Below are 26,154 nucleotides of genomic sequence, written 5' to 3' on the forward strand. Positions count from 1 at the left end.
ATCGGGCCAAAACCTCCATCACCGAAATCGGAGAAACCCGGAACCGCTGACTGGATGCCCGCCTTCGCGGGCATGACGGGGATGGGTCAGGCGCCCGATACTTGCCTTGCGCAAAACAACTGTCGCCCCGCCTCTCTATCGCCACTGCCACGGTGCCTGCCCCGCCTCGCTTCCTTTACCGTCGCCCGCCCCTTTACCGTCGCCCGCCCCTCTACCGTCGCCCCGCTCCTCTACCGTCACTCCCGCGAAAGCGGGAGTCCATCGTGCCACGCGCTCCCACGCCGCCGCCTGTAATCCCGCAAATTGCCATCCCCCGCCAAACCGGCTAAAACCGCCTGACACAACCCCGCACTCAAAGGCCCCGCATGTCATCAAACCCGGATACCCCAAAACCAAACGGCAAAACCGCGATGATCATCGGCGCGGGTCCGGCGGGGCTGATGGCGGCTGAACGCCTCGCCGGGTCCGGTCATGCGGTCACGATCTTTGAGGGCATGCCAAGTGCCGGGCGCAAATTCCTGATGGCGGGGAAATCGGGGCTCAACATCACCCATGCCGAAGACCTCGAAACGTTTTTGTCGCGCTATGGCACCTCGCGCGCACGGCTCGAACCGCACTTACGCAAATTCGGCCCCAACGAAATCCGCGACTGGTGTGCCGGACTTGGCATCGAAACCTTTGTCGGCTCCTCTGGCCGCGTCTTTCCGACCGCGATGAAGGCAAGCCCGCTTTTGCGCGCATGGCTTAGGCGTCTGGATGGTTTGGGCTGCAAAATCCATTACCGCCATTACTGGACCGGCTGGGATGAAACCGAAAATGCCGTTTTCAAAACCCCGGACGGCGAAGTGACCGCCACGGCTGATATCACCGTTCTGGCATTGGGCGGCGGAAGCTGGAAACGGCTGGGATCGGATGGCAAATGGATGGAAATCCTTAAATCCGCCGGGATCAGATGCAATCCGTTCAAACCGGCCAATTGCGGCTTTGACGTCGCGTGGACCGACCATCTGATCGATAAATGCGCAGGCTCCCCGGTCAAGGCCGTGACGCTGACGGTCTCCACCAAATCCGGCCCGCAAACCGTGCGCGGCGAATTCGTGATTTCCAGAACCGGGATCGAAGGCAGTGCCGTCTATGCCATCTCGGCAGCCCTTCGCGATCAATGGCTTGAAACCGGCGATGCCACCGTAACGCTCGACCTAACACCCGACCGCGACCTGGCCGACGTCACCGCGCGCTTAAACAAACCACGCGGCAAAAACTCGCTTGGCAACCACCTGCGCAAAACACTCGGTCTGGACACCACCAAAACCGCGCTCGTTTTCGAAACCACCCCCCGCGAAACCCTGAACGACCCCGCCAAACTCGCCACCACGATCAAGGCGCTACCGCTTAAAATCACCAAACCCCGCCCGATTGATGAAGCCATCAGCACGGCCGGCGGCGTCGCATGGGAAGAACTCGACGAAAATTTCCAACTCAAAAAACGCCCCGGCACCTATTGCCTCGGCGAGATGGTGGATTGGGAGGCGCCGACAGGGGGGTATTTGTTGAGTGGGTGCCTGAGTTAACCTCAGAAAACCGCCACTCGCTACTTTTTATCTTTTGGTTTGTGGTATAGACTAAATGGAACAAATCGCACAGTAAATGGCAATCCAGAACGCTCGTGTTTATTTACCGACCTGAAAACCAGTACGTTTTTAGGGCAATTTGTCACAGTAGCCTCCTGATAAAGGCTTTGATACTTGGACCTCCAAGTATTCACAACTCGATTAACGTCGGGTCCCTTGCAATAGATTATTACACAACCATTTTGTTGCCCGACCATACCTGTTGAATATCTGGTAGTTAACTGCAAATATCCTTTATTAAGCCATTCGTAATCGCTGTGAATCTTGGCTTCCCCCAGCCACAAGAAACCTCGCGGGCCTCTCACCACTACGTCACAGTGTCCACCAACATCAGCATCATGTTCGACGAGAAACCCATGAGCCTTAAGCAACGAAACAATATCGATAGTTAAACTATCTTCATTTCGATCCTTTCGATGATGTGCAGTCTCCGCAAATTCAAGAGCTATCAAATCAATAGCATCATCAATCAACTCAACGAATTCCTGCTCAACGGGATCATTCGCAGCATTTAAGGACATCACCCTTAAGCTTATTAACATGCTAGGGTTCGATGTAGCCATCAAAGACAAATCGCGTAATGAAATATCTCTTGCAACATTATTCATAAACTTAATGCCAGTTTATCTGAGGGCGCAAAGAATGGAAAAACTCGTGCTTCAATTTCGTCAACGGCCTCGCCTGTATCTGGGTGTATGAATGTTCCATAGAGTTGAATCTGGCGAAGTTCCTCAGAGCTTAGCTCATACTCAGTTTCGTCAATATCAACGAACAGCGCCCCAGACTTCAGCACATCAACTTTCTCACTTGTCAAAATTGCCAACGCAGCTATGAGGTCCTCATTTACGGCATCTAGTTTCGAAGCGTTGCAGAGCTGTCTGAAGGTAAGCATTCTTAATTCTTGGAAATTCGCCTCGGCAATGTAATCGAGAATACGCATGCAAAGCTTAGCGGCTTGGGTCCCTCCCCAGCCTGCAACCACTTCGTTCCGTGCGTTCTCTAAATTCATCCAATTACACCTGCGCTCAAAACACGTTAGCGCTCAATTCAAATAACTAAGGATTCGATTTCTGACAAAACGATAATCTGATGCGACGAAACATCCTCGAATCACCGCATCCTTTAAATAAGGTTTTACAGTCCCAATCTCATAGGAATTGGAATGCAAATTCAGTTCAAGTTTTGAATAAACCTGACTGGACAACTGATTAGACCACTCAATACTAATTTTGTACGGCTCAATAGGTGTTTTTAGGGCGCCCTTACCTCCAACGTGGTAGAGTTCATCTCGCAGCGAGATAGAGCCCCGCCTCATTTTTTCGTGCTTTAGTGAAGCAGTACTCGTTCCAAATGCTAGTTCGACAACAATTCCTTCATCATCATTTTCGTACATACCTTTGATGAGAGGGAACAAGTTTTCAGATTTTGACCACTCGATGGAACTTAAATCACGTTTCACGACCTCTTTGAAGCTCTCCATGGCATTTAATGTAGCAACAAGGTTCATTCCCCTAGGACAATCGACAAGAAAATCTACATGTTCTCCTTCGTATGGCACCCAAAGGACGTCAAACCCGAATGTGCGAACCAACTTCGTGCCATATACTTCCGCATATTGAGTAAGTATTTCTCGGCCAACATCATCAAAGTCAGTTGCAAGAACTTCTTCCTTAATTACTAAGGTCCTTAACGCGGCGTACACAAGCGCTTCGCCCTGCTTTAGTCGCTCGTGAGCAACTAACGTATGCCCTACAGGCGCTTCATTCATATCTTCTTCTGAAAGAGCAAATGGGTAGCTCGACTGCACAACAGAATTAGGAATCTCTATTGTTCGCATCTGAGATAGTATTTGTTCCCGAACGGCAGTTCCCACCTTCATTAAATGGGCATTCTTCTCTCCGAAGAGAATGTGCTGCTTGTGATAGTCAGCTAATTTCTTAAATTCGTCTGGATACAAACTAGTTTCTTCACAGAGCTTTGAGATTGTTTTCTGCCACCCTTGCCCCCTCGGCAATCCGCAAAGATGTAGCGCCTTCTGAGCAACAGACCAAGGCATACGCCCCTTTAGCGCCTTAAGAACCAGTTCAGTACTCAACCCCTTACTCCCCAAGTAAATCAATCACACTAAATACGCCTCTGCTTAAAAACGTACACTAGTTACCCAACTAAGCCACTGAAAACCCGATTGCACATTAGCAATCGTCTGATAACCAGCCAATCAAACCCCGCCCCAGTGAACTTCGACAACATCTAGCTTCAAAATACGATCAACTGCTCCGTAAAAAAACTAACCATAAGAGCAGGAAAACATATTTATTTAGTGCGTATTTTCCCCAAAACTTGAACATACTCGCACACCAAACCGACTGCGATAAATTTGGGGAAAACAAGTTGACAAAATCAACCACATTTTATATTGGTTGATAAAGTCAACCATATAACCGTGCCCGCAACCGCGATATCGGGTAGCATTTTGCCCCGTTTGCCCGCTCCTCGCGCCGCCTCTTGCGACCGCACGCTTTGTTTTCGGAATGTTGCCCCACATGAAGATATCAAAAACCATCCACGCCGACGGATTGCCGCAGCCCCAGCGGTCATTCGCCATGATCGCCGTGTTACTGACCGTCATGATGGCAGTCCTTGACGGGTCGATCATGAATGTCGCCCTGCCCGCCATAGCCCATGATCAGAATGTCAGCCCGGCGCACGCCATCTGGGTCATCACCGCCTATCAGCTGGCGGTTGTCGTCGCCCTGCTGCCCCTGTCCGCCCTTGGCGAGGCGATTGGATTTCGCAAGGTCTATCTGGCCGGAATGGTGATTTTTGGCATCGCGTCGGCCCTGTGTGCCTATTCCCCCAATATCGAATTCCTGACATTTGCCCGCGTGTTGCAGGGTCTGGGTGGTGCAGCACTGATGAGCATCAACGCAGCCCTCATGCGCCACAGCGTCCCGCAGGCAAAGCTTGGCCGGGCCATCGGGCTGATTGCCATGGTGGTGTCGATCTCCGCCGCCGCCGGGCCGACCATCGCCTCGGCCATTCTCGCGGTCACGACATGGCACTGGCTGTTTCTGATCAATATCCCGATTTCGATCATCGCCATTGTTCTTGGCACATTCGCCCTGCCCTATACCAAACCGACCCGCACCCGGTTTGACTATATAAGCGCATTCCTGAACGTGCTGGCATTCGGCGGGCTGATTTCGGCCCTTGGCAATGTCGGCACCCAAAGCCACCCGATGCTGATCGCGGGCCAGTTCGTGATTGCGATTACCGCCGGGTTCTTCCTTGTGCGTCGGCAGTTTTCGCGCGAACGCCCGATGCTGCCGCTTGATCTGCTGGCCCGTCCGGTCTTTGCCTGCTCCATCGGGTCATCGATTGCGGGCTTTTGTGCGCAATTCATCGCCTTTGTCGCACTCCCATTCTATTTCCATGACGTGCTGCGCTATAGCGCGGTTGATACCGGCCTTCTGATGACGCCATGGCCCGTCGCCACCGCCATCATCGCCCCGATTGCCGGGCGGCTGGCTGATCGATATTCACCGATCCACCTGACCGGGATCGGCATGGGGATTTTTGCCATCGGCCTGTTTGCCGTCACCCTGATCCCGGCCGGAAGCCCGCATACAGCCCTTGCGATCATTGCCTGCCTGATGATCTGCGGCGTTGGTTTTGGCCTGTTCCAGTCCCCCAATAACCGCCTGATGATGACAAGCGCCCCACGGGACCGCAGCGGCGGTGCTGGCGGCATGCTCGCCACCGCCCGCCTGACCGGGCAATCGGTTGGTGCGGCGCTTGCCGCAATCCTGATCGGTACCGGTGGTGCGTTTGATCTGAGTGCGATCATGGGGGTTGCGGCGGGCTTTGCCCTGATATCGGCCGCCATTTGCGAGGGCCGCAAATATGCCATCCGCACCGGCATCATTGCCCCGCATGGCTATGAAGCCGACGCAAAGCCATCATAACAAGCCCCGCAACACCTTGCGCCTGTGCGCGACAGAAACATATCGATGAGTAAGCCCATGGAAACGCCAATGGAAACGCCAACGGAAACGCCAGAAACCAACCCCGCAAATGCGCATGTCCCCGGCGAAACCCTTCACCGGCTTGTCCATGCCTTCAAGCGCGCCATGCGCGAAGGCTTGCAGGATGCCGATATGCCCTTGCCAATCTCGCAGATGCGCACGCTGAAATGGATCATCAAAAGCCCCGGCGTCACCGCACAGCAAATCGCCGCCCGCACCGGGCAGGACAAGGGCCGCATCACGCGGCTTGTCAAGGAACTCGAAGAAAACGGATTGATCGAACGCCGCCCCCATCCCGAAGACGGGCGAAGCCAGACCCTGCATTTGACGCCAAAGGGCGATGCGCTGATGGAAGAATATCGTGCCGTAGAAGCCAAAATCCGCACGCGCATGGCCACCGGTTTAAGCCAGAAACAAATCACGGATTTCAACGAAATTGCCAGCCTGATGGCCGACAATCTGGAATCCTGAAAACAGATAATCCCTACAGGAGCTTGGAATGAACAGACCAGCCCCCCGCGATCTGACCGTGATCCGCAAAACCTATGTCACGCCCAATATGCTGCGCGTGACGCTGGGCGGTGACGGCATCGCATCCTTTCCCGACGATCAGGAAAGCGCCTATGTCAAACTGATCTTCCCGATTGACGGCGATGAAAAGGACCGGGTTCTGCGCCGGACCTATACCGTCCGTCATGACCGCATCACCGATCAGGGCCGCGAGATTGACATTGATTTCGTCATGCATGGCGATGGTTCCGATGATAACGATCATGGCGGCCCGGCCTCGAACTGGGCGGTCAATTGCAAGCCCGGCGATCTGATCACCATCGGCGGCCCCGGCCCGAAAAAGCTGGTTGATCCGACCGCCGACTGGTTCCTGATTGTCGGCGATATGACGGCCCTGCCCGCCATTTCGGTCAATCTCGAAACCCTGGGCCCCGATGCGCGCGGTTACGCCGTGATCGAAATCGCGTCCGAGGCCGATATGCAGGATTTGCAAAAACCCGAAAACGTCACCATCGAATGGGTGATCAACCCGCATCCGGGCGAAAATGCCAATGCCCTGCCCGATGTGGTCAAAAAACTGCCCTGGGCCGATGGCCGCCCGTCGGTCTGGGCCGCATGCGAATTTACCGCGATGAAAATGCTGCGCGATCATTTCCGCAATGATCGGGGGCTTGGCAAGGATGATCTGTATATCTCAAGCTACTGGAAACTCGGCCTGAACGAAGACAACCACAAGGTCATCAAGGCCGAGGATGCCCAGGCCGCCTGACATGCGGACTACGACGCGTCGCGGCCTTCCTGATGGCAGTGACGCAAAAAATCGATCAAGGCACGAACAGCGGGCGGTGTCGCCCGCTGTTTCGGATAATAAAGATACCAGCCCGGAAAGGGCGGTGAAAATTCTTCAAGAACCGGCACAAGCGACCCGTCATCGATCATCGGCTGCATCCAGCGCGACGACCAATAGGCAAACGCAATCCCCACCCCCTGTGCCGCCGCCTTTAACGCCGTATCACGGTGCGACACGATCAGTGGCCCATCGACCGCAACGCTGATCCATCGCCCGTCAACGCAAAATTCCCAGTTGTAAAGCTTCCTGCGCCCCGGTTTGCGCCAATTGATGCATTTATGCCCGTGCAGATCGGCCGGTGTTTGCGGCACCCCATACCGCGCCAGATAATCGGGCGACGCCACGGCAAGCTGATGGATATCCGGGCCCAGCCTGACCGCGACCATATCCTTTTGCAATAACTCGCCCAGCGTAATGCCAAGGTCATATCCGGCATCCACGATATCAAGCGGCGCATCCTCGATCACAAGTTCCAGAACGATATCGGGATATTTTTCGTGAAACGCGCCAAGCCACGGTTCGATCTGGGTCGCAAGCGCAAGCCTTGGCAGCAAAAGCCGCACCGTCCCCGCCGGTCGCCCCTGAAACTGCATGATATCTTCCACCGCAAAGGCCATTTCGGCCATCGCCGGGCGAAACCGTTCAAAAAGCCGCTTTCCCGGCTCGGTCAGCGACGTGCTGCGCGTGGTTCGCTGCAAAAGGTTCACACCCAAACGATCTTCAAGATTGCCAATCGTCTGGCTTAACGACGATGCCGAAATGCGCAGCCGTGCCGCCGCACGCCTGAAATTGCCTTCTTCGACCACGGCGACAAAGGCTTCAAGTTCGGCATATTCCCGCCCGCGCATAATGCATTCCTTTTTAAACAGTCCATGCAGACTTTAACCCATATACCAAACAATCAGATATCACTAGCCTTGGTCATCACATCACAACACATCACGTCCCCAAGCCTGCCCCGCATGGCTTGCCCGATTGCACAAAGGACCATCGCGAATGACCACGAATACAAATTCAAAAAACATCCTGATCACCGGCGTCAGCTCCGGCTTTGGCCGCGCCTTTGCCACGGCGGCAATTGCCGAAGGCCACCATGTCATCGGCACGGTCCGCAAACAGGCCGACCTTGCCGCCTTCACCGCCCTGTCCCCGGCACAAACCACCGGCGTCATCCTTGATGTCACGGATTTTGAGGCCATCCCCGACGCGATCAAGCAGATCGAAACCGATATCGGCCCGATTGACGTTCTGATCAACAATGCCGGATATGGTCACGAAGGATTGCTTGAAGAATCCCCGCTTGCCGAACTCGAAGCCCAATTCCGGGTCAATGTGTTTGGCGCGGTTGCGATGATCAAGGCCGTCCTGCCCCATATGCGCCAACGCAGACGCGGCCATATCCTCAATGTCACCTCAATGGGCGGCTTTATCACCATGCCCGGCATTTCCTACTATTGCGGCAGCAAATTCGCCCTTGAAGGCATCAGCGAAACACTGGCCAGCGAAGTCGCCGGGCTTGGCATTCATGTGACCGCGATTGAGCCGGGATCATTTCGCACCGACTGGGCTGGGCGTTCCATGGTCCGCTCCGACCGCAGCATTTCCGATTATGATGCCCTGTTTGATCCGATCCGCGATGCCCGCCAGAAGAAAAGCGGCAATCAGGCCGGTGATCCCGCCAAGGCCGCAAAGGCGGTGATGGATATTCTGAACGCCTCCAACCCACCGGTTCATCTTTTGCTGGGGCGCGATGCGCTGTCGCTGGTGCGCACCAAACTTGATGACCTGCAGCGCGAATTCACCCAATGGGAACACATCACCACATCAACGGATTTCGACGCATAATTGCCAGCGCGACATCACGCCGCCAGCGCATTCACGCTATACCATGTCAGCCCCGCAATCCCGGTTGCCGTCACCCCGCCGACCAGAACCCCGGCGGCAATCGCCACCCCGTCTGACAGCACAAGCCCAAGCCCGACGACGACAAGGCACAGGGCCGGGATGCTATTCGCACCGGGAATCGGGATCGGGATGGCAATGATGAAGGCAATGACAAGGCAGATCAGGCCGATAACCGGCATACGCTGCGCCGGGACAAAGAACTGCCAGCGATCCGACATCCGGTTTTCAAGCCAGATCAGCCTTGGCCGCATATGCCGGTAAAGGCTGCTCAGGCGACGGCGGCCAATCCTGCGGCGACGCATCCAGTCGGGCAGATAAAGTTTCTTGCGCCCGATCACCAGTTGCAGGGCCAGAAACGCCAGCGGAATGGTCAGGATCGCGTTCGGCCCCGGTACCGGCACACAGGCAATCAGCGCAAACAGGACAATCAACGCCCCCTGGCTTTTTTCCCCCATCGCATCAAACAGCGCGCCCAGGCTGATATCATCCGCCACGCCATCTACGGGCGGCACAGCCTGATCATCGTTTAACAGGGCATCAAAGATCGATGAAAGCCTTGCCCCGTCTTTGGGAAGGGAACCTTGAGTTCGTGTCATGATATTCCGTGATCGATTGAAACCGCCCCCTCATATGTCCAACGATTGTGATCAATCCGTGGCGATATGATGAAAACAAACAAAAACGCCCCGGCCATGGGCACGGGGCGTTTGTATCGGCAATGCCGCAACCTTAAACGGCTGGCGGCAGGTCTTCCTCAAGGATCACGATATTGAGCGAATAGCTGACTTCGCCTTCGTCCTCGTCACGGTGCACAACACCGACAAATTCGTCGCCAACGCGCATTTCAATCGGGTGGCCTTTGCGCTTGGGCGCATCGACGGCAATTTTCGGATTATCAAACGTACGGCGCAGATAATCGGTAACGCGGGCGATTTCGGTCGGTGTCATGTGGCTGGTCCCTTGCTTCTGTCAGGTCGGTTCTGGTCTTTTGACCGCGTTCGGGGCAAACGGCGCAGCAATCGCGCCAGCACGTCCCCCAACGGATCTTGCGAAATAAATGACGGACATTGTCCTTTCACAAACTGTGCCATGAAATCAACCCTGCTTGCGCAAAAAAGGGCCGTTTGACCCAAGTTTTTTGCCTTAACGCTTTTGGGCGATCCCGTTTTGCCGTTGCCGCGAAATGAACATCCCCGCCTGTCCCTTTTCTGAACATGGGAAGGCTGTGCTGGAATGTCTAACGCATGACAATCGGATTTGTGCCCGATAAGCGGTTGCAATGCGTTGCCCCAAAGGATAATCGGGTTATATGAGCGAACAAACAGCACGCCCGGTTTTATACAGTTTCCGTCGCTGCCCCTATGCGATGCGCGCCCGCATGGCCCTGCTGGCCAGCGGCACCGATGTCGAACTGCGCGAAGTCGTCCTGCGCGACAAACCGCCATCCATGATCGATGCATCCCCCAAGGCCACAGTACCCGTCCTGATCCTGCCTGACGGCACCGTGATCGACGAAAGCCTTGAAATCATGGTCTGGGCGCTGGCCGAAAATGACCCGGAAAAATGGCTGGAACCCGAAAGCGGCAAACTTGAAGACATGCTGGCCCTGATTTCGCAAAATGACGGCCCGTTCAAGCATCATCTGGACCGCTATAAATATTTCAACCGCTACGAGGACGCCGATCCGGTCGAACATCGCCGCGATGCCGAAAAAATCCTCAACCGGCTTGATGGTCGTCTGGCGGTTGGCAAATATCTGTTTGGCACCCGTCCGGCACTGGCCGATTTTGCCATTGCGCCCTTTGTCCGCCAGTTTGCCAATACCGACAGGGATGCGTTTGATGCCGCACCCTTTGTCCATCTGCAACGCTGGCTTGATGATTTCCTGAATTCCCGCTGGTTTGAAACCGCGATGGTCAGATATGACCAATGGCACGAAGGCGACGAACCGATAATTTTTAAAGCCGCCTGAACAATCACAACGTGCAAACTTGCCGGAATACGGGGAAAAATCCGCAGGATTATACTTCTGTTACCATTCACGGGCTGGTCATGGGGGGCGGCTTGTGATAGCAAGCGGGAAATCATCCCATAACGCTTCAGGACCGAGATTGATGGCCGATTATGATGTCAAGCCGCTGATAACGGCGGACGAAATTGCCACACAGATCGATGCGCTTGCCGCCCGGATCAATGAAAACTTCAAGGATACCGAAAAACTGATCGTTGTCGGTCTGCTGCGCGGATCGTTTGTTTTCATCGCCGATCTGGCCCGCAAACTGACCGTTCCGGTCGAAGTCGATTTCATGGTCGCCTCAAGCTACGGCGATTCTACCGAAAGTTCGCGCAATGTCCGCATCGTCAAGGATCTTGACGGTCAGATCCGCGGCAAGGACGTGCTGCTGGTCGAAGACATCATCGATACCGGCTATACGCTTTCCGAAGTCGTCCGGTTGCTGAAAACCCGCGATCCGAACCGGCTTGAAATCTGCACCCTGCTGAACAAGCCGTCGCGCCGCGAAGTCGCCATTCCCATCGACTATTGCGGTTTTGACATTCCCGATGAATTCGTCGTCGGCTATGGCATCGATTATGCCCAAGCCAACCGCAACCTGCCCTTTATCGGCACGGTGCATTTCCACGGCGAATAAGCTTTCGGAAATCTGAAATGAAAAATGGCGGGAACCATCCGGTTATCCCGCCATTTTTGTATCTGCTGTCTCGCGGTCCTTTTCCCCGGCTTCCGGGTCGCTGACGGGTCGATCAAACGCGCCAAGGTCGGACAGGTCGGTAAACAGGCGTTCAAAACCGTCCTGCATTTGCGATTTGTCACCCTGTCCGGTTGCGTAACCGGCGCGCGCGGCATGGATCAGCATATCAAATAAAAGCGCATCTTCACTGCGTGCCGGGTCGGCACCCGCTTTATCTTGTCGCGCAATCCCATCACTTGGGTCGCGTTGCAGAACAATCGCCAACGCCACCAGCCCAAGGGCGACCAGAACAGTCCCCAGACCAAGGGCGGCACCAAGTGTCCCAAACTGTGCGGCCAGATAGATAAACACCGCCGCCAGCAGAAAACCGATACCGATCAGGATCGTCACCCCGATAACCGCAAAGACCGCCAGCTTTACGGCGGCGGCCTTTGCGATTTCAGTGATCGCTTCAACAAGCTGATCGATCATTTACGAAGGAGTCCGCCAACCAGCATGCCAATGCCGAAAGTTACAGCAACCGAGGTCAGCGGGCGCTCACGCACCTGATCAACGGCAACGCCGCGCGCATGGTCAAACTGGTCATGAACCTGGCCCGAAACCTCGCGAACACGCTCTGCGGCGGACTGGGCGACAGAATTGGCGCGGTCACTGCCCATGGCTCTGAGCGTCTTGGTGACTTCGGCAAGATCCTTGCGCAAAGCCTCGACATCGGCCTGAAGTTTTGCATTATCCGTATCAGTCTTGGTCACCATCATAAAACTCCTGTGGTTATCCATTAACTTATTCGACACTTGCCTAACGAACCGAACCCCAAAGAAGTTCCACATAAAATTGTGATTATTTGGGGGCACCCGCTTCAAACTGCGGCATTCCGAGCCCCCGGGCCAACACGTTTTTCCAACGGAAATCCGCCTTTGACAAAAAAGAACGGCCCGTTGTGGGAACGGGCCGTTCATCCCTTGCAGAAATCTGGGCGGATTACGGAGCGTGGGGCTCCGAACCATGCCGATCAGTAAGGCAAACCGACATAGTTTTCTGCAAGCGTCGTCAAACCTGCCTTGGATGACAGGATATATTCCAGTTCGGCGCGGCGAATACGGCCGTCAAAATCGTGATGATCATCAAAGGTATGAAGCATTGATGTCATCCACCAGCTAAACCGCTCCGCCTTCCACACGCGCGCCAGCGCGGTATCGGAATAGGCTTCAAGCAAATCATCCCGGTTCTGCTTGAATTTGCCGATCAATGCCTCTGACAGGTAATGCACATCACTCGCCGCAAGGTTCAGCCCCTTGGCCCCGGTCGGCGGCACGATATGCCCCGCATCGCCTGCCAGGAACAGACGCCCGTGGCTTAGCGGTTCGGCAACAAAGCTTCGAAGCGGTGCAATGCTTTTTTCAAACACCTCGCCCTCATTGACCAGTTCCGCGTCGGCCTCGCCAAGGCGGACCCGAAGCTCGTTCCAGAACCGGTCATCGGACCAGTCTTCGATTTTCTCGCTGCTGGGCACCTGCACATAATGGCGCACGACGGTTTCCGACCGCATCGAACACAGCGCAAATCCCCGGTCGTGGCTGGCATAAATCAACTCGTCCGCCACCGGCTTGGCATGGGCCAGAACGCCAAGCCAGCCAAACGGATAAACCTTCTCGAACGTCTCAAGCTTCGATGACGGCATGGTCTGCCGCCCGACCCCGTGGAACCCGTCACAGGCCGCAATATAATCACATGTCAGTTCAACCGGATTGCCGTCCTTGACATATCGAACACGCGGCGCATCAGATTCGATATCATGCAAGCTGACGTCGTCCGCCTCGAACACGATTTCACCGCCATGATCAAGGCGCGCCTGTATCAAATCCTTGGTCACCTCGGTCTGGCCGTAAATCATCACGGTCGACCCGCCGGTCAATTCTTCGATATTCACATGCACGCGCTTGCCATTGACGCTGATATAGATGCCGCCATGAATGATGCCCTCGCGCTTCATGCGGGCGTCAACGCCGACCCGCTCCATCAGGCCAACCGTCCCCATTTCAAGAACACCGGCCCGGATCCGCCCCTCGACATAGGCGCGGTCCTTGCGTTCAAGGATAATGCTGTCAATTCCCTGCACATGCAGCAAATGCGAAAGCAGCAACCCCGAAGGACCGCAGCCGATAATGGCAACAGGGACATGCATGACGTAATCCTCACTCGACTATTCTTGTTGATTTTCGGAACAGGAACCGTTCCAATAAGGAAAGAATACGCCTGATTTCACACGGGAAGAATGGACAAACCGGGAAAAGGATAGGACAAATCGAACATCTATACCGCAATGGTTATCGCAACATATCCCGATGGTTTTGATCGGGGCGCTGATGGTCAAGGGATCATCAAAAGGCGGTCAAAAACCGCCAACCTGATCTGCCCCCACCTGATCTGCCCCGACCGGATTTCCCGGCACACTCCCCTGCCCGTTAACCGTCATTTTCGGTCCGGGCGTGGCACTTGCGGTTTGTTCGCACACTCCCCAACCCCGGCACATGGCCCGGCCTTCGGGGGTATCAAGGAACCCGTCAAACGCATCACGCAACGCTTTGCCTTGCGGGTGATCCCGGGAAAACAGGATGAACATGTTCTCTGATTGCACCGGATCGGTAATGCCATAGCGTTTCACCGCATCCTCGCCCAGAACCCGCGCCATATCCATCAGGCCGACATCCTTTTCGTCAAAATAGATATCAGCCCGCCCGGCATCCAGAAACCGCCATGCGGCTTCCGATGACGTGACAATATCAGCCTGAATGCCCAGACGGCGAAATTCAACCTCGTACCAATAGCTGGCAACCCCGACCGGACGCAGCCCCAGGGGGGCAATATCGGCGATTGCGTTAACATCAAGCCCGGCGGGAAACCTGTCCTTGCGATAAAATCCGATCTGGTGCGCCTTTGCGATTGGATAGCGCGGATAAAGGACCTCGGCCGCGCGTTCGTCGGTCCAGATCCAGCTGAATGTCGCGGCATATTGCCCCGCAATGGTCTGCTCATAAGCACGCCGCCACGGTACAAAAGCATACCGCACCCGGTATCCCATCGCCTCGAATACCTCGGTCACCCGCTTGGTGTGAATGCCGTATCCGGCGGCATTTTCCGTAATCATCGGCGGCCATTCGCCTACCGCAAACAGAACTTCGGGCTTCTGCGCCGATGCTTCTGTGATTTTGCCGACTTCCTGCGCGACCGCCCCTGTCAAACCCGGGACCATGCCGCAAACCGCCCCCCACACGATCTGCACCATCAACACCAGTACCGGCAAAACAATACCCGTTCGTCTTTTCCCCACACCATACTCCTGCATGGTTCCGGCATATGCTGCCGCCTTACCCCGATAGGTCACTTTATTGTTTTTTCTGAACTTATCTTATGTTGATAAGCCTGACGGATTATTAAACGCCAAATTCGCTATTTTTCATACGCGCGATCACGATACCGGATCAAAATGCCTTTAATTTCATCAACATGTAACGACGCATAAAGTTTAACCTTTCCACTGTCGCCCTGTCTTGACCTGTATGCTAAGGTAAGTTCCGGTTATTGCACCGGCCCCGTCAAAAGCCTTTTGAAACCGACCAAACGGGACAATGACAGAACACAGCCACTGCGCCATTTTCACCGATCTTGACGGCACTCTGCTTGATCATGACACCTATTCCTGGGCCCCGGCAGCCCCGGCGATTGAACGCATAAAAAAGCTCGACATTCCGCTGATTGCGATCTCGTCAAAAACGCTGGCCGAACTTTCCCATCTCAATGCCACGGATCATCTGTTTGATGGATTGATTGGCGAAAATGGCGGTGTCATCCGCCTTGGCGATCAAACCGAACAACCCGGCCCCGCCACCGAAACCATTGATGCCGCCCGCGATGCCATCCGGGCGGCCCTCTCCATTCCCGTGACCAGTTTCCGCAGCACATCGCCCGAAATCATCGCCGCCCAAACCGGCCTTTCCCCCGATGATGCGGCCCGCGCCGGACTTCGGCACTGCTCCGATCCGCTGATCTGGGCACCGACGGACAAAGATGTCACCATCGCGCGTGCCATTGCCGAAACATTTGGCCTCAAACTGGTCAAGGGCGGGCGCTTTCACACCCTTTGCGGCCCGACCGACAAGGGGGCCGCCATGGCGCGCATGCTGGAACTATTGGCGCAAAACGGCGTTCTGCCTTCAACGGGTTTAACGCCTTGCACAATCGCCTTGGGGGATTCCGCCAATGACGCCACCATGCTTGCCGCAGCCGATGTCGCAATCCAGATACCGCAAAAACACGCAATCACAACAACCGCATTGATACAGGATCAAAAACTGATCATCGCCCCGGAACCGGGTCCTTCGGGCTGGAACGCGGCAATCAATTCCCTTCTCGATCAATTGACCAATACCAATAACAAAAGCGAGGTACTTCATGGCTGATTTTCATCAGGGCGGGCCGATCACGACCCTGCACCGCATCATCGACCGCAACCCCGAAGAACTCGCTTATGAAATGACCGCCTTCGCCCGCCAGCGTCGGCAAACCCTGATCCTGCCCTGCCTGTATTCCGAACTTGAAACCCCGGCCATGACCACCATCCTTAATGGATTGAAACAGGCCACCTATATCGATCAGATCGTCGTCGGGCTGGACCGGGCGGACGCCACGCAATACGCCTATGCGCGCGAATTTTTCAAAGACCTGCCGCAACATGTCCGCATCCTCTGGAATGACGGGCCGCGCCTGCGCAGCGTCCATGACCGGCTCGCCGAGTATGATCTGGCCCGCTATGAACCGGGCAAGGGCCGTAATGTCTGGTATTGCCTTGGCTATACGCTGGCATCGGGGCGAAGCTCGGTCATCGGCATTCATGATTGCGACATCGCAACCTATAAACCCGATCTTCCCGCCCGTCTGATGTATCCGATTGCCAACCCGGCGTTTAATTTCGCCTTTGCCAAGGGTTATTACGCCCGCGTTGCCAATGGCACGCTCAAGGGCCGCGTCTGCCGCCTGTTTGTCACCCCCCTGATCCGCGCGCTCAAACAGGTCGTCGGCAAAACCGAATTCCTCAATTACCTTGATTGCTTCCGCTATTCCCTATCGGGTGAAATGGCGATCAGGACCGACGTTGCCTATGGGCTGCGTGTGGCATCCGACTGGGGCCTCGAAGTTTCTATGCTGTCGGAAATGTATCGCAACCACACGGTCCACCGTCTGGCACAGGTCGATATCGCCGATATCTATGATCACAAGCACCGCGAATTTGATCCGGCTGAAAAGGATGACGGCCTGTCACGCATGGCAAGCGACATCGCCAAATCCCTGTTCCGCAAACTCGCCACCCAGGGCACGGTTTTCTCGCATGAAACCTTCCGAACCCTCAAGGCAACCTATTATCGCACCGCCCTTGACCTGATCGAACAATACCGCGCGGACGCGCTGTTTAACGGCCTTAAAATCAATCGCGACGAAGAAGAAAAATGCGTCGAGGTTCTGGCCGAAGTCATCATGAGTGCCGGCCAGCATTACCTTGATAACCCGCTCGAAAGCCCCTTCATTCCAAGCTGGCAGCGCGTTGAAAGTGCGATGGGCGACATCTTCGAACAGCTCTCGGCTGCTGTCGAAGACGACCTGAACGATGCAGGGATCGGCACTTGACGCCCACCGGCCCATCGCAATAGGTCAAATATGATACTGGCATTCATAATCAAACCGGATGCCAAGTATCTGATCAATCAGGTCCCTGTCCCGATTGCGCGTGCGCACCGGTAACAAAACGCGCAACCAGTGCTGATCGGCGCGCACGGCAAGGGTGACATGATAGAATTTCGGCTCTCCGCACATCATCGTGTTGAACAATGCCGCCGTCAGGCAGGTGCCGTATTTCATGTCGATCTCGCGCGGGCTGGCGCGCTGGAAACTCTCCCGGTTCAGGGACACAATCGACGGGGCATCGATCCGCACCACGAAATCTTCCTTGATCGGCATATATTCATAGATGGTGATATCGTCGAGCCAGCGGTGCAACCGCTCTGCGCTCAGAATGTCGCGCGACGGCACGATCTGCTCCGGGTCTTCTGCACGCGCCTCATGCCAGAGCCGGACCAGATCCGCAACATGCGGTCCGATATTTTCGGGCAATTCATCAAGTTCGAAATCTGTCGTCTCGGCCATTCTGTTGCGTGACCTTCTGCTTCTCCCACATGAGTAAAATTGGGAATACAAGGTGAAATAACAAGATGCGGCTGATTAAATCCGCCGCCTCATACCTTGTGCAGAAAATGCACCACCAGAACCTGAATGACCGGATCGCCCTTCCGGCATCTTGTGCGCACCGGCAACATCAACCGCAACCAGTTTTCCCACTGCGCGCGCTCGACCCCGATCATGTGGATTTGCGCCTGTCCGGTTTTGATCACTTCGCACAGGGTCGGATAGACCGTTGTTCCGAAATCCAGATCGATCTGGCGCGGGGTTGATCCCTGATAATTCTCGCCACTGGCCGCGATCATGTTCGGCGCATCGCGGCGAATGACGAAATCATTGCGATCGGGCTGATATTCGTAAATGCCGATATCATCGCACCATGGGGCCAGCATGTCGGAATCCAGATCACGCCGGTCGGGAATATCCCCGTCACGGCAGGCATCCTGCCAAAGCGCAAGCAATCGGGAAACCTGCCCGTCCACATCGTCCGGCAAGTCATCCAGCCGAATTTCCTGCGCATAGGCCATCGCGCAACAAGCTCCCCGACACGTCCATTCTATCGATATCGATCATAGGAACGCATCACGCCGCAATGCAAGATGCAAACATCAGTTTTTTCTGATTTTAAGTATTACAGCGTATCTACCGGGCCGAAAACCCACCTCAAACCGGCATCGCATCGCGATAACGTTGCAACAACCGGCTATCAATGCGATTGCGCCCGTCGATATTTGAAATCCACACGATCTGATAGGGCGCTAGCGCAAGGATACCGTTGAAATCCTCGATCACCTGCTGCGACAGCAGATCGGTCCAGCCCTCGGTCATGATCAGGTTGATCTTCGAAAGATCAAGGTCCTGCACCTGATCGGTCAGGTTAAACACACAGAAAATGCTCTGATCATTCAGATGGCTTTGCCGCCACACGCCCAGCAATTCCGATCCAAGGTTCAGGGTATATTGCGTCGCATTGGGATGAAATGCCGGCTGCCCCATGCGGATCGACATCAATGCGCGTAGCTGGTCAAACGCCCGCTTGGCGATGCCTTCTGCCGATAACCGCGCCTCGGCCTCCTCAAGCTGCCAGATTTTGCGGTTAAGCCGGCGCGGAATGCCGGTTTCCTCGTACCCCGTCTGATCGTTTTCGGTGGCAAAGATCGTCTGCACGTAAATCGCCGGAACGCCCTCAAGCGACATGGCAATCGCCTGGCTCATCACAAACCGTTCAAGGCCAAAGGTACGATCCCCGCCAAAACTCTCCGCCAGCATGCTAAACAGCGTGACGTTAAGTTCATAGGCCTTCTGCCCGCCGCCCTTAAGCGACCGGTAACTCACCTGCCCGCCCATCTTGCGCGCATGGTCGGTCATCACCTCAATCTCCGCATCCGGGATCAGGTTCTCGGCCGGGCGCAGGCCAATACCATCATGGCTGGCGGTAAAATTGAAAAAAGTGCAACCCGCCGGTGCTGGCGGCATCGACATGATGCATTTGCGGATATAATCACTCCGCCCCGATAACAGCGCGTGAATGATCACCGGCGGCAGGCTGAAATTATAAATCAGATGCGCCTCGTCCTGATTACCGAAATAGGACAGGTTTTCAAGCAGCGGCAGATTGGTTTCGGTAATGAACAAAACATCGGGATGTACCGCCGTGGTCGCCAGCCGCAATGCCTTGATGATCTTGTGCGTCTGATCAAGATTGATCGAACTGGTCCCGGCCACCTTCCAGATAAAGCCGATGGCATCAAGCCGCACGACCCGCACCCCGTGCTTAAGATATTCCAGAACGATTTTCAGGATTTCAAAAAACACATCCGGGTTGCCGTAATCCAGATCAACCTGATCATAGCTGAACGTGCACCAGACATGCTTTTCACCGTCCGATGTCGTGACCTTGCTTAACAACGGATGGCTGCGCGGGCGCACCACATCGGAAAGATCATCGTCGGGGCTGGCGGTTTTGATGTAATCGACACCGGGCTTTTCCCCGGCAAGAAACTGTTTGAACCACACATGGGACGCCGAAATATGGTTCGCCACCAGATCGGCCATCACGGTCGCATCCTTGGATAAGGCCTTCACATCATCCCACGTGCCAAGTTCCGGGCGCAACGTACTGAAATCGCTGACCGAAAAACCATCATCGGACGTAAAGGGGTGAAACGGCAGGATATGAATGCCCGTCAGCCAGTCCTTAAGCCACGTGCGATAAAAATCGCCAAGGCTTTCAAGCCCGTGATGCCCGTCGCGCGAAATGCTGTCGCCATAGGTGATCAGAAACGCATCACGCTGATCCCATTTACGAAGATATTCCTCGCATGGCTCCGCCCCATCGCCCTCAAGCGGCAGGTCCAGCACATCAAAAACCCGGCGCACCAGATCGGCGTGATCATGTTCCGGATACACATCCGCAAGCAGATTGCGCATTGCACTTGCGAACGCAATACGCCCCGAGGTTCCGATAACGCGGTCCATGCTGGCTCCTTTGGGCAGGCAAATCAGGAATTCACCTTAATCAAATAATGATTTTGCCTATGATGCAAGCAACGATTTCAAAGTGCTAACAAAGCAGGCAGCCGAACCTTTCAAAAGCTGTTCCCGGCCCAAAGACAATCAATCACGCAACAAAAAACCTACCCGGCACATGGCCGGGTAGTGATTGAAATCTGAAAATCCGCATCCGGCAGAAGGCATTCCGGGTTCTGTTCATGACTACTCGGCAACCGCCCCTGCAACAAAGCCAGCAGACGGCAAAACCGACGACCGACGCTCAAGCTGACGCCGCAACACCGGCCTTACGAACAAAATCGCAACAACAAGCCCGGTCGCCAGACATATGCCATAAAACAGCATGAAATGCTGGTAACCCAGCCACGGCGCAACCACGCGTGCGGCCCCGAACGCAGATGCACAAAACCACGACACGGAACTTACCGCGCCAAGGATCGTGCATATCAAAAGCCTGACCGATGACGCTTTTTCCTGTTTGTCGGCGAATACAGGAAAAGCATAAAGGTGAAGGAAAAAGCCATTGATCGTCAGGATAGTGACGACCGTAACCTTGGAAAATACCTTGCCGTTCGCAGTGATGGCGGCAACATCAAACCCGATGCCAAGCCCGATCAATGCGACCCCGGACACCCAAAGCAGCCCCAACAGCCAAGCCGTGTAAACGGCATCCCTGCCGAGGTCATACCTGCCTTCCTGATACTGACCACGCAGCATCGCAATGTCTGCCCGCGCCACCAGAACAAACGCAAATGCGAATGCAAACAGGTGCATCATCAAAACGGACTGCCGTATCAACGGCACTAAAAATTCATGGGGATCAACGCCCAGCACGATCTTACACTCCTTGTGCCCCTCCCCTATTTCGCTCCTGCACAAAATTTACGAGTGTCAGATCATAAAAAAAATTCTATATTTATGATTATCTCATTCAAAAAAGTTGAAGATTTATGTCCGGCATCACTCTTGATCAATTACGGGTTTTCGTCACCATTGCCGACCTCGGAAGCTTCGCCGCCACCGCGCGACACCTGAACCGGACACAATCTTCGGTCACCTACACGATCCAGAAACTCGAAGAACAGACCAATCTTGAACTGTTTGACCGGACGGCCTATCGCCCGACCCTGACCAAGGCAGCACATTCCCTGCTGCCCCACGCGCGCAAGGTCATGGCGGATATTTCCAGCTACCGCCAACACGCCAAAGGCATCGCTGACGGGCTCGAAGCTTCGATCACGATTACAATCAGCCAGTTTGCATCAAACGCCCCGCTGATGGATGTCCTTGCGGTTCTCGCCCAGCAATTCCCGACAGTCCGCGTAAGCCTTTCGACGGTAACGATCCAGACAACCGAAGTCCTTGATAACGGCGCGTCCGATCTTGCGATCTTGCCGGAATTCATTCCCTTTGGCTCCGACTACGCCCGGGCCGCCTGCGGTCGCGTCAGAATGTGCGCCGTTGCACGACCGGACCATCCGCTCGCCTGGTTTCCGGGAAAAATCCATATCGATGCGATGCACGCCCACACCCAGATCATCACATCGGCGCGCGATACCCCGACCCTGCAACGCAATCATGCCGTTCAGGCCTTGAATTACTGGAAGGTCAATGACCTTGAAACCAAACTTGCTATGATTTTACGCGGGATTGGCTGGGGCGGCATGCCCGAACATATGGTCGCCGACCATATCCGCAACGGAACCCTCGCCCTGCTCGATCCCGAAAGCTGGGATGGACTAAATCACATGCCGGTCCTCGACATTGTCGTCGCCCACCGTCAGGACAGGCCACTTGGCCCGGTTGCACAATGGATTTTTGACCAGCTTAAAGACGCGCCCCGGTAATCAAACCCGCAGCACCCCTTACCGCGTTACAAAATCAAAACTCAGTCGGCTGGATCTTCGGGCTTGTAGATCACGTTTTCCGCGCCCTCGGCCCCCATGAAAACGACAACGACACGTGCCGCCACCTCACCATCATTGATCCCCTCATGCCAGTAATCCATTGCCTCAAGCACGCCTTCACCGGCGCGATAGGTCGTCTTTCCCCCGTCGCCATAATCAACCGTAATCTGCCCTTCAAGGATATATCCATAGGTCGGCACGCCATGCTTGTGCCAGCCGGTTTTCTGCCCCGGCGCCATCGTCGCCAGCACCGATCTGATCCTGGCCTTGCCCTTGGGATAGCTCACCTGCTCGCCGACAAAATTCACACCGCTATCAAGCAGCTTCACCCCGTCATGAACATCCTTGGCGGGCACGCTTTTCTCCGGATGTTTTTCCATCAGATTTTCCATGTTCTGCGAACGCTCCCGCGTCGATTGATTTCCGTAATCGGTAAATCATAGGCCGATGATGCGCCTAAATCATAAAAAACCGGGCATCATCACCACGACACCCGGTTTTCATCATCGGCTCTGCATTACCGTCCCTTACGGCGCAATCGTCACCTCAACCAGCGCATGGGTGCGGTTGGTATCGATATGTGCAATCGCTTGGCGCAGGATTTCCGGCAAATCGGCCGCCCGTTCGGCCTTCGCCGTCCAGGCCCGGCTGGCCTCGGCAACCTTGGTGAAATCGGGGCTGGGTTTAAGCCCGGTCAGGGGCATCTGGTTGGTTTTCGCCGCATAACCGTCGGGATACATCCCGGTCACCGACTGGCGCACCGCCCCCCATTCATTATTGTTCAGAACAAGGATCAGGATCGGAAGCGCCAGCGCCTCGGCGATCTGATGGCAGGCCGTCGGATTGGCAAACATGTATGATCCGTCGCCCATGGTGGCGATCACCAGCTTGTTTTTATCCGCCAGCTGATACCCCATCGATGCCGGGAAGGACCAGCCAAGCCCGCCGGAATGTGGCTCCTGATACCAGCTACTGTGCTCCGAAAGCGAAAGCGGCTCCAGCGGGCAGCCGAGTTCCGAAAACACCGTCGCCGACCGCCCGACAATCGCATCCGACAGGCAGCGCGATACAAACGCCTTGGTCATCGGATCAACCGATCCGGCATCGGCCGCCGCAAGCGCCTTTTTGCGCGTGGTGGCATTGATCGCCGCGACCTTTTCACGCCGGGCCGCGCAGGTTTCGCGATGATCGCCATGATGGCGATCCAGCACGTCGGCCAGCGCCATGATCACGTCACCGGTTTCCCCGGCGAGCGATAGGTCTGCGGCAAAATTGCGCCCCGGAAAACGGGAATAAAGCGGGTTCTGCCCGATCTGGATCACCTTGCAATCGGGGCGGAGCGTATGAATATCGGGTGACCACGGGGCAAGACAATCAATCACCAGAACCGCATCAGCGTCTTTGAGCCACGGTGCCGGATCCATCCCCGCCATCATCGGATGACCGGTGGCTAGCGCCAACTGGATCGCCCAATATTGCACCACCGGAATACCCCACTGATCAACCAGACCCGACAGGCGATCAAAGGCTTCGGCTGTCCCCGTGCCACGCTGGGCAATGATCACCGGGTTTTTGGCATTGGCAAGGATGCGCGCCGCATCCTCAAGGCTTTCCTTGGGCGGCATCACCCGGACCGGCTGCATGCGAAGCGGCGCGTCAATCGCATCCCCCGGACAGGGTTCGCACAAAACCTCGCGCGGTAGGGACACATAAACCGGCCCCTTGGGGACCGAGGACGCGATTGCATAGGCCCGATCAACAACATCGGGCACCTGTTCGGGGAATTTAAGCTCGTATTCCCATTTCGATGCCTCGCGCACCATCGCCGCCTGATCACGCATTTCCTGGCCCCAGCCAATCGGCACGGTCCGCGCGCCAAGCCGCCCCTGTTCCATCACGGGCGTGCGTCCTGACATCAGGATCACCGGCACATGCTCCGTCGCGGCATTGATCGCGCCAATCGCGCAATTAGCCAACCCGACATTGGTATGCGCCATCACTGCCTGGGTTTTGCCGGTCGCAAGGTAATAGCCATGCGCCATGCCCATCGCGGCATTTTCATGCGGCATGACAAGCGCATTGGGAAGCTCGATATCCTTGGCATTGGCTTCGGCCAGCCCTTCGATGATCGGCGGAAAATCGGTGCCGGAATTGGCAAAGATGTAATCCACCCCGATCGCCTTCATCCGCGCCAGAACAGCCCCGCCCGCGGTAAGCGTGATGTGCGCCTTGTCATTTTTCATTTGACGTTCCTGCCATATTTCTATATTTGAAATTTGATTTATAATATAGTTTATTCTTGAAATCGGGCATGCGTCAAGGCACCGCGACGCAAAATCATGCGCGTGCAACATATGCCTCCCGGGTCAAAGGATACGGATCATGACAAGCCAGCTAAACGGATCGGTGCTCAAGGCCTTTCGCATCCTCGAACTCTTTGCCGAGGGACGGTCTGAACTGACCGCCAGCGACACCGCCAAGGCGCTGGATATCAACATGATCACCGCCCACCGGTTCCTGCATACGCTTGAGCACGCCGGTGCGCTTCGCATGGTCGGACGCGGGGTGTTTCGCCTTGGTTATGTCTTTGCCGATCTGGGGGATCGTGTACTGCGCGACGGCAGCCTGCCGAACCTGATCCAGCCGGTGCTGGACGATCTGGCGCGTAACGTGGGGGAGGCCTGCATGGCCACCGAATTTGACCGCGACATGGCGGTCTGCATCGCCAAGGCCCTGCCGGATCGGTCGCTTTATGTCGATATCCGCATCGGATCGCGCCTTGATGCCTTTTGCACGGCGCATGGCAAATTGTGGCTGGCCTTCATGGGAAGCGATGAACAGGATCGTTATTTTGATCAGGTCCGCCTGACCGGCATGACGGACCACACCATCACCGATCTGGCCGCCCTTAAATCCGAATTGCGCACCATCCGCGAACAGGGCTTTTCAATGAATAACGGCGAACGCGAAAGCGACATTTACGCCCTCGCCGTCCCGATCCTGACCCAGCATGGCCGCATGGTTTCCGCCATTTCGGTCTTTGGCGCATCCCCGACCCTGATCGAACAGAAACGCGATCACATTCTGACGGCCCTGCGCGACGCCGCCGAAAACGCCACCCGCGCCCTTTACGGGCATTTCTAGAGCACGTCGCGTCACAATCGTTCAAGACGACATCCGGCAAACCATGCGACATTTCCGGCGATGGCCCCCAAACCGGAAAGGTGCGCAAAGTGATGATTGAAAATCTGCTGCTGCTTTGGCTTGCCGCCCTGCCGCTGATGGGCAGCCCCGGCCCCGCGACCATAAGCCTGGCCGCAAGTGGTTCGGCCTTTGGCATTCGGCCAAGCCTTGGCTATCTCGGCGGGATCATCACCGGCACGATTGCGGTTTTGCTGCTGGTCGCCACCGGCATTGCCACCGCCCTTCTCGCCCATCCAATTGCCGGTCAGGTCCTGACGGCGATTGCCGCGATCTATATCCTTTATCTGGCATGGAAAATCGCCACCGCCCCGATCAGGCCAGCCAGCAAACCAGCCCATCAGACCCAAGCCAGCCCTAAAGCCAAAGCCCCGGATTTCCGCGGCGGCGTGATGCTGGCAATCGCCAATCCCAAGGCATTCGCCGCCATCGGCGCGGTCTATGCCGCCCATGCCATCGCGCCATATTCCGCTTGGCTGGATAACACCCTTAAAATCGCCGCTCTGGCGCTGGTGATCGTGCTGGTCAATAGCCTGTGGCTGGTTTTCGGGGCGGGCTTTGCGCGCCTGCTATCCGATCCGCGTTTCGGGCGGATCATCAATATCCTGTTTGCCGCCCTGCTGATCGCATCCCTCGCCATGGCCCTGCTGTCGTTATCCTGAGGGCAACAGG

28 protein-coding genes are annotated in these 26,154 nt (G+C 55.6%); 12 read left to right on the forward strand and 16 right to left on the reverse strand.

The features are described from left to right. The first annotated feature begins 365 nt into the window (after positions 1 to 365). On the forward strand, positions 366 to 1,571 hold the full coding sequence (locus SMB34_RS15845) for a TIGR03862 family flavoprotein (protein WP_037991487.1): 1,206 nt from the start codon (positions 366 to 368) through the stop codon (positions 1,569 to 1,571). 20 nt (positions 1,572 to 1,591) lie between these two features. On the opposite strand, the gene SMB34_RS15850 is transcribed toward SMB34_RS15845, so the two are convergent. Genes SMB34_RS15850 through SMB34_RS15860 form a run of 3 tightly spaced genes read right to left on the reverse strand, consistent with a single transcriptional unit; the run spans position 1,592 to position 3,726 of the window. Further along, a complete protein-coding gene (locus SMB34_RS15850) occupies positions 1,592 to 2,239 on the reverse strand; it encodes a hypothetical protein (protein WP_156962687.1) in 648 nt (215 codons plus the stop codon). Next, the gene (locus SMB34_RS15855) at positions 2,236 to 2,640 is read right to left on the reverse strand and encodes a hypothetical protein (RefSeq protein WP_037991489.1); all 405 of its coding nucleotides are present in this window, start codon (positions 2,638 to 2,640) and stop codon (positions 2,236 to 2,238) included. Before SMB34_RS15855 ends, SMB34_RS15850 begins: the two co-directional genes overlap by 4 nt. Before the next feature lie 33 nt (positions 2,641 to 2,673). Then, positions 2,674 to 3,726 carry a hypothetical protein gene (locus tag SMB34_RS15860; protein ID WP_156962688.1) on the reverse strand — a complete coding sequence of 351 codons (1,053 nt, stop codon included), beginning with the start codon at positions 3,724 to 3,726 and terminating at the stop codon, positions 2,674 to 2,676. Positions 3,727 to 4,174: 448 nt separating this feature from the next. Here SMB34_RS15860 and SMB34_RS15865 point away from each other — a divergent pair, with 448 nt between their 5' ends. Genes SMB34_RS15865 through SMB34_RS15875 form a run of 3 tightly spaced genes read left to right on the forward strand, consistent with a single transcriptional unit; the run spans position 4,175 to position 6,935 of the window. Next, positions 4,175 to 5,596 carry an MFS transporter gene (locus tag SMB34_RS15865; protein WP_084716653.1) on the forward strand — a complete coding sequence of 474 codons (1,422 nt, stop codon included), beginning with the start codon at positions 4,175 to 4,177 and terminating at the stop codon, positions 5,594 to 5,596. A gap of 45 nt (positions 5,597 to 5,641) precedes the next feature. Then, the gene (locus SMB34_RS15870; protein WP_240478851.1) at positions 5,642 to 6,127 is read left to right on the forward strand and encodes a MarR family winged helix-turn-helix transcriptional regulator; all 486 of its coding nucleotides are present in this window, start codon (positions 5,642 to 5,644) and stop codon (positions 6,125 to 6,127) included. Between the two features lie 28 nt (positions 6,128 to 6,155). Next, the gene (locus SMB34_RS15875; protein WP_037991499.1) at positions 6,156 to 6,935 is read left to right on the forward strand and encodes a siderophore-interacting protein; all 780 of its coding nucleotides are present in this window, start codon (positions 6,156 to 6,158) and stop codon (positions 6,933 to 6,935) included. 8 nt (positions 6,936 to 6,943) lie between these two features. Here the strand turns inward: SMB34_RS15875 and SMB34_RS15880 are convergent, their stop codons facing one another. Further along, positions 6,944 to 7,864 carry a LysR family transcriptional regulator gene (locus SMB34_RS15880; RefSeq protein WP_037991501.1) on the reverse strand — a complete coding sequence of 307 codons (921 nt, stop codon included), beginning with the start codon at positions 7,862 to 7,864 and terminating at the stop codon, positions 6,944 to 6,946. 148 nt (positions 7,865 to 8,012) lie between these two features. On the opposite strand from SMB34_RS15880, the gene SMB34_RS15885 reads away from it, so the two are divergent. After that, a complete protein-coding gene (locus SMB34_RS15885; protein WP_037991504.1) occupies positions 8,013 to 8,861 on the forward strand; it encodes an oxidoreductase in 849 nt (282 codons plus the stop codon). A gap of 14 nt (positions 8,862 to 8,875) precedes the next feature. On the opposite strand, the gene SMB34_RS15890 is transcribed toward SMB34_RS15885, so the two are convergent. Together SMB34_RS15890 and SMB34_RS15895 are read right to left on the reverse strand one after the other, a co-directional pair. Then, the gene (locus SMB34_RS15890) at positions 8,876 to 9,517 is read right to left on the reverse strand and encodes an exopolysaccharide biosynthesis protein (protein ID WP_037991506.1); all 642 of its coding nucleotides are present in this window, start codon (positions 9,515 to 9,517) and stop codon (positions 8,876 to 8,878) included. Positions 9,518 to 9,650: 133 nt separating this feature from the next. Further along, a complete protein-coding gene (locus SMB34_RS15895) occupies positions 9,651 to 9,869 on the reverse strand; it encodes a DUF3126 family protein (protein WP_007089297.1) in 219 nt (72 codons plus the stop codon). Between the two features lie 361 nt (positions 9,870 to 10,230). Between SMB34_RS15895 and SMB34_RS15900 the strand changes: the two genes are divergently transcribed. Together SMB34_RS15900 and hpt are read left to right on the forward strand one after the other, a co-directional pair. Further along, the gene (locus tag SMB34_RS15900) at positions 10,231 to 10,893 is read left to right on the forward strand and encodes a glutathione S-transferase (protein ID WP_084716655.1); all 663 of its coding nucleotides are present in this window, start codon (positions 10,231 to 10,233) and stop codon (positions 10,891 to 10,893) included. 142 nt (positions 10,894 to 11,035) lie between these two features. Further along, positions 11,036 to 11,572 carry a hypoxanthine phosphoribosyltransferase gene (gene hpt, locus SMB34_RS15905; RefSeq protein WP_037991511.1) on the forward strand — a complete coding sequence of 179 codons (537 nt, stop codon included), beginning with the start codon at positions 11,036 to 11,038 and terminating at the stop codon, positions 11,570 to 11,572. A gap of 42 nt (positions 11,573 to 11,614) precedes the next feature. Here hpt and SMB34_RS15910 read toward each other — a convergent pair whose 3' ends face one another. From SMB34_RS15910 to SMB34_RS20720, 4 genes are all read right to left on the reverse strand, one after another. Then, positions 11,615 to 12,103: a hypothetical protein gene (locus SMB34_RS15910; protein ID WP_037991513.1), complete on the reverse strand. Its 489-nt coding sequence runs from the start codon at positions 12,101 to 12,103 to the stop codon at positions 11,615 to 11,617. Further along, a complete protein-coding gene (locus tag SMB34_RS15915) occupies positions 12,100 to 12,387 on the reverse strand; it encodes an ElaB/YgaM/YqjD family protein (protein ID WP_037991515.1) in 288 nt (95 codons plus the stop codon). Before SMB34_RS15915 ends, SMB34_RS15910 begins: the two co-directional genes overlap by 4 nt. A gap of 257 nt (positions 12,388 to 12,644) precedes the next feature. Next, complete coding sequence (pobA, locus tag SMB34_RS15920) at positions 12,645 to 13,817, reverse strand: 4-hydroxybenzoate 3-monooxygenase (RefSeq protein ID WP_037991518.1); 1,173 nt, start codon at positions 13,815 to 13,817, stop codon at positions 12,645 to 12,647. Between the two features lie 207 nt (positions 13,818 to 14,024). Further along, positions 14,025 to 14,963, reverse strand: a complete 939-nt coding sequence (locus SMB34_RS20720) for a substrate-binding periplasmic protein (RefSeq protein WP_167332775.1) — start codon at positions 14,961 to 14,963, stop codon at positions 14,025 to 14,027. Positions 14,964 to 15,261: 298 nt separating this feature from the next. Between SMB34_RS20720 and SMB34_RS15930 the strand changes: the two genes are divergently transcribed. Beyond that, the gene (locus SMB34_RS15930; RefSeq protein WP_037991520.1) at positions 15,262 to 16,092 is read left to right on the forward strand and encodes an HAD-IIB family hydrolase; all 831 of its coding nucleotides are present in this window, start codon (positions 15,262 to 15,264) and stop codon (positions 16,090 to 16,092) included. Continuing rightward, the gene (locus SMB34_RS15935) at positions 16,085 to 17,314 is read left to right on the forward strand and encodes a glycosyltransferase family protein (protein ID WP_037991522.1); all 1,230 of its coding nucleotides are present in this window, start codon (positions 16,085 to 16,087) and stop codon (positions 17,312 to 17,314) included. The genes SMB34_RS15930 and SMB34_RS15935 overlap by 8 nt, the downstream gene beginning before the upstream one ends. A 24-nt stretch (positions 17,315 to 17,338) precedes the next feature. On the opposite strand, the gene SMB34_RS15940 is transcribed toward SMB34_RS15935, so the two are convergent. From SMB34_RS15940 to SMB34_RS15955, 4 genes are all read right to left on the reverse strand, one after another. Then, positions 17,339 to 17,830 (reverse strand): hypothetical protein, encoded by a 492-nt coding sequence (locus tag SMB34_RS15940; RefSeq protein ID WP_007089288.1) that lies wholly within the window; start codon positions 17,828 to 17,830, stop codon positions 17,339 to 17,341. Positions 17,831 to 17,919: 89 nt separating this feature from the next. After that, a complete protein-coding gene (locus SMB34_RS15945) occupies positions 17,920 to 18,390 on the reverse strand; it encodes a hypothetical protein (protein WP_037991524.1) in 471 nt (156 codons plus the stop codon). A 136-nt stretch (positions 18,391 to 18,526) separates the two neighbouring features. Continuing rightward, positions 18,527 to 20,341, reverse strand: coding sequence for an alpha-amylase family glycosyl hydrolase (locus SMB34_RS15950; RefSeq protein ID WP_037991526.1), 1,815 nt, complete (start codon positions 20,339 to 20,341; stop codon positions 18,527 to 18,529). 237 nt (positions 20,342 to 20,578) lie between these two features. Beyond that, on the reverse strand, positions 20,579 to 21,151 hold the full coding sequence (locus SMB34_RS15955; RefSeq protein ID WP_205618056.1) for a hypothetical protein: 573 nt from the start codon (positions 21,149 to 21,151) through the stop codon (positions 20,579 to 20,581). Between the two features lie 173 nt (positions 21,152 to 21,324). Here SMB34_RS15955 and SMB34_RS15960 point away from each other — a divergent pair, with 173 nt between their 5' ends. Beyond that, the gene (locus SMB34_RS15960) at positions 21,325 to 22,221 is read left to right on the forward strand and encodes a LysR family transcriptional regulator (RefSeq protein ID WP_037991529.1); all 897 of its coding nucleotides are present in this window, start codon (positions 21,325 to 21,327) and stop codon (positions 22,219 to 22,221) included. A 41-nt stretch (positions 22,222 to 22,262) separates the two neighbouring features. On the opposite strand, the gene SMB34_RS15965 is transcribed toward SMB34_RS15960, so the two are convergent. Further along, positions 22,263 to 22,661 (reverse strand): cupin domain-containing protein, encoded by a 399-nt coding sequence (locus tag SMB34_RS15965; RefSeq protein WP_037991630.1) that lies wholly within the window; start codon positions 22,659 to 22,661, stop codon positions 22,263 to 22,265. Positions 22,662 to 22,808: 147 nt separating this feature from the next. Next, positions 22,809 to 24,524 (reverse strand): thiamine pyrophosphate-requiring protein, encoded by a 1,716-nt coding sequence (locus SMB34_RS15970; protein ID WP_037991531.1) that lies wholly within the window; start codon positions 24,522 to 24,524, stop codon positions 22,809 to 22,811. A gap of 139 nt (positions 24,525 to 24,663) precedes the next feature. Between SMB34_RS15970 and SMB34_RS15975 the strand changes: the two genes are divergently transcribed. Continuing rightward, complete coding sequence (locus SMB34_RS15975) at positions 24,664 to 25,425, forward strand: IclR family transcriptional regulator (RefSeq protein ID WP_037991533.1); 762 nt, start codon at positions 24,664 to 24,666, stop codon at positions 25,423 to 25,425. A gap of 92 nt (positions 25,426 to 25,517) precedes the next feature. Next, a complete protein-coding gene (locus tag SMB34_RS15980; RefSeq protein ID WP_037991631.1) occupies positions 25,518 to 26,144 on the forward strand; it encodes a LysE family translocator in 627 nt (208 codons plus the stop codon). The last annotated feature ends 10 nt before the right edge of the window (positions 26,145 to 26,154 follow it).

It is taken from the genome of Thalassospira permensis NBRC 106175, from assembly GCF_000714555.1.
Lineage (GTDB): Bacteria > Pseudomonadota > Alphaproteobacteria > Rhodospirillales > Thalassospiraceae > Thalassospira > Thalassospira xiamenensis.

What these genes read in the sequence shown, in the direction of transcription:
- SMB34_RS15845 (WP_037991487.1), top strand. Translation starts at nt 366, where the DNA reads ATGTCATCAAACCCGGATACCCCAAAACCAAACGGCAAAACCGCGATG.
- SMB34_RS15850 (WP_156962687.1), bottom strand. Translation starts at nt 2,239, where the DNA reads ATGAATAATGTTGCAAGAGATATTTCATTACGCGATTTGTCTTTGATG.
- SMB34_RS15855 (WP_037991489.1), bottom strand. Translation starts at nt 2,640, where the DNA reads ATGAATTTAGAGAACGCACGGAACGAAGTGGTTGCAGGCTGGGGAGGG.
- SMB34_RS15865 (WP_084716653.1), top strand. Translation starts at nt 4,175, where the DNA reads ATGAAGATATCAAAAACCATCCACGCCGACGGATTGCCGCAGCCCCAG.
- SMB34_RS15870 (WP_240478851.1), top strand. Translation starts at nt 5,642, where the DNA reads ATGAGTAAGCCCATGGAAACGCCAATGGAAACGCCAACGGAAACGCCA.
- SMB34_RS15875 (WP_037991499.1), top strand. Translation starts at nt 6,156, where the DNA reads ATGAACAGACCAGCCCCCCGCGATCTGACCGTGATCCGCAAAACCTAT.
- SMB34_RS15880 (WP_037991501.1), bottom strand. Translation starts at nt 7,864, where the DNA reads ATGCGCGGGCGGGAATATGCCGAACTTGAAGCCTTTGTCGCCGTGGTC.
- SMB34_RS15885 (WP_037991504.1), top strand. Translation starts at nt 8,013, where the DNA reads ATGACCACGAATACAAATTCAAAAAACATCCTGATCACCGGCGTCAGC.
- SMB34_RS15890 (WP_037991506.1), bottom strand. Translation starts at nt 9,517, where the DNA reads ATGACACGAACTCAAGGTTCCCTTCCCAAAGACGGGGCAAGGCTTTCA.
- SMB34_RS15895 (WP_007089297.1), bottom strand. Translation starts at nt 9,869, where the DNA reads ATGACACCGACCGAAATCGCCCGCGTTACCGATTATCTGCGCCGTACG.
- SMB34_RS15900 (WP_084716655.1), top strand. Translation starts at nt 10,231, where the DNA reads ATGAGCGAACAAACAGCACGCCCGGTTTTATACAGTTTCCGTCGCTGC.
- hpt (WP_037991511.1), top strand. Translation starts at nt 11,036, where the DNA reads ATGGCCGATTATGATGTCAAGCCGCTGATAACGGCGGACGAAATTGCC.
- SMB34_RS15910 (WP_037991513.1), bottom strand. Translation starts at nt 12,103, where the DNA reads ATGATCGATCAGCTTGTTGAAGCGATCACTGAAATCGCAAAGGCCGCC.
- SMB34_RS15915 (WP_037991515.1), bottom strand. Translation starts at nt 12,387, where the DNA reads ATGGTGACCAAGACTGATACGGATAATGCAAAACTTCAGGCCGATGTC.
- pobA (WP_037991518.1), bottom strand. Translation starts at nt 13,817, where the DNA reads ATGCATGTCCCTGTTGCCATTATCGGCTGCGGTCCTTCGGGGTTGCTG.
- SMB34_RS15930 (WP_037991520.1), top strand. Translation starts at nt 15,262, where the DNA reads ATGACAGAACACAGCCACTGCGCCATTTTCACCGATCTTGACGGCACT.
- SMB34_RS15935 (WP_037991522.1), top strand. Translation starts at nt 16,085, where the DNA reads ATGGCTGATTTTCATCAGGGCGGGCCGATCACGACCCTGCACCGCATC.
- SMB34_RS15940 (WP_007089288.1), bottom strand. Translation starts at nt 17,830, where the DNA reads ATGGCCGAGACGACAGATTTCGAACTTGATGAATTGCCCGAAAATATC.
- SMB34_RS15945 (WP_037991524.1), bottom strand. Translation starts at nt 18,390, where the DNA reads ATGGCCTATGCGCAGGAAATTCGGCTGGATGACTTGCCGGACGATGTG.
- SMB34_RS15950 (WP_037991526.1), bottom strand. Translation starts at nt 20,341, where the DNA reads ATGGACCGCGTTATCGGAACCTCGGGGCGTATTGCGTTCGCAAGTGCA.
- SMB34_RS15955 (WP_205618056.1), bottom strand. Translation starts at nt 21,151, where the DNA reads ATGATGCACCTGTTTGCATTCGCATTTGCGTTTGTTCTGGTGGCGCGG.
- SMB34_RS15960 (WP_037991529.1), top strand. Translation starts at nt 21,325, where the DNA reads ATGTCCGGCATCACTCTTGATCAATTACGGGTTTTCGTCACCATTGCC.
- SMB34_RS15965 (WP_037991630.1), bottom strand. Translation starts at nt 22,661, where the DNA reads ATGGAAAAACATCCGGAGAAAAGCGTGCCCGCCAAGGATGTTCATGAC.
- SMB34_RS15970 (WP_037991531.1), bottom strand. Translation starts at nt 24,524, where the DNA reads ATGAAAAATGACAAGGCGCACATCACGCTTACCGCGGGCGGGGCTGTT.
- SMB34_RS15975 (WP_037991533.1), top strand. Translation starts at nt 24,664, where the DNA reads ATGACAAGCCAGCTAAACGGATCGGTGCTCAAGGCCTTTCGCATCCTC.
- SMB34_RS15980 (WP_037991631.1), top strand. Translation starts at nt 25,518, where the DNA reads ATGATTGAAAATCTGCTGCTGCTTTGGCTTGCCGCCCTGCCGCTGATG.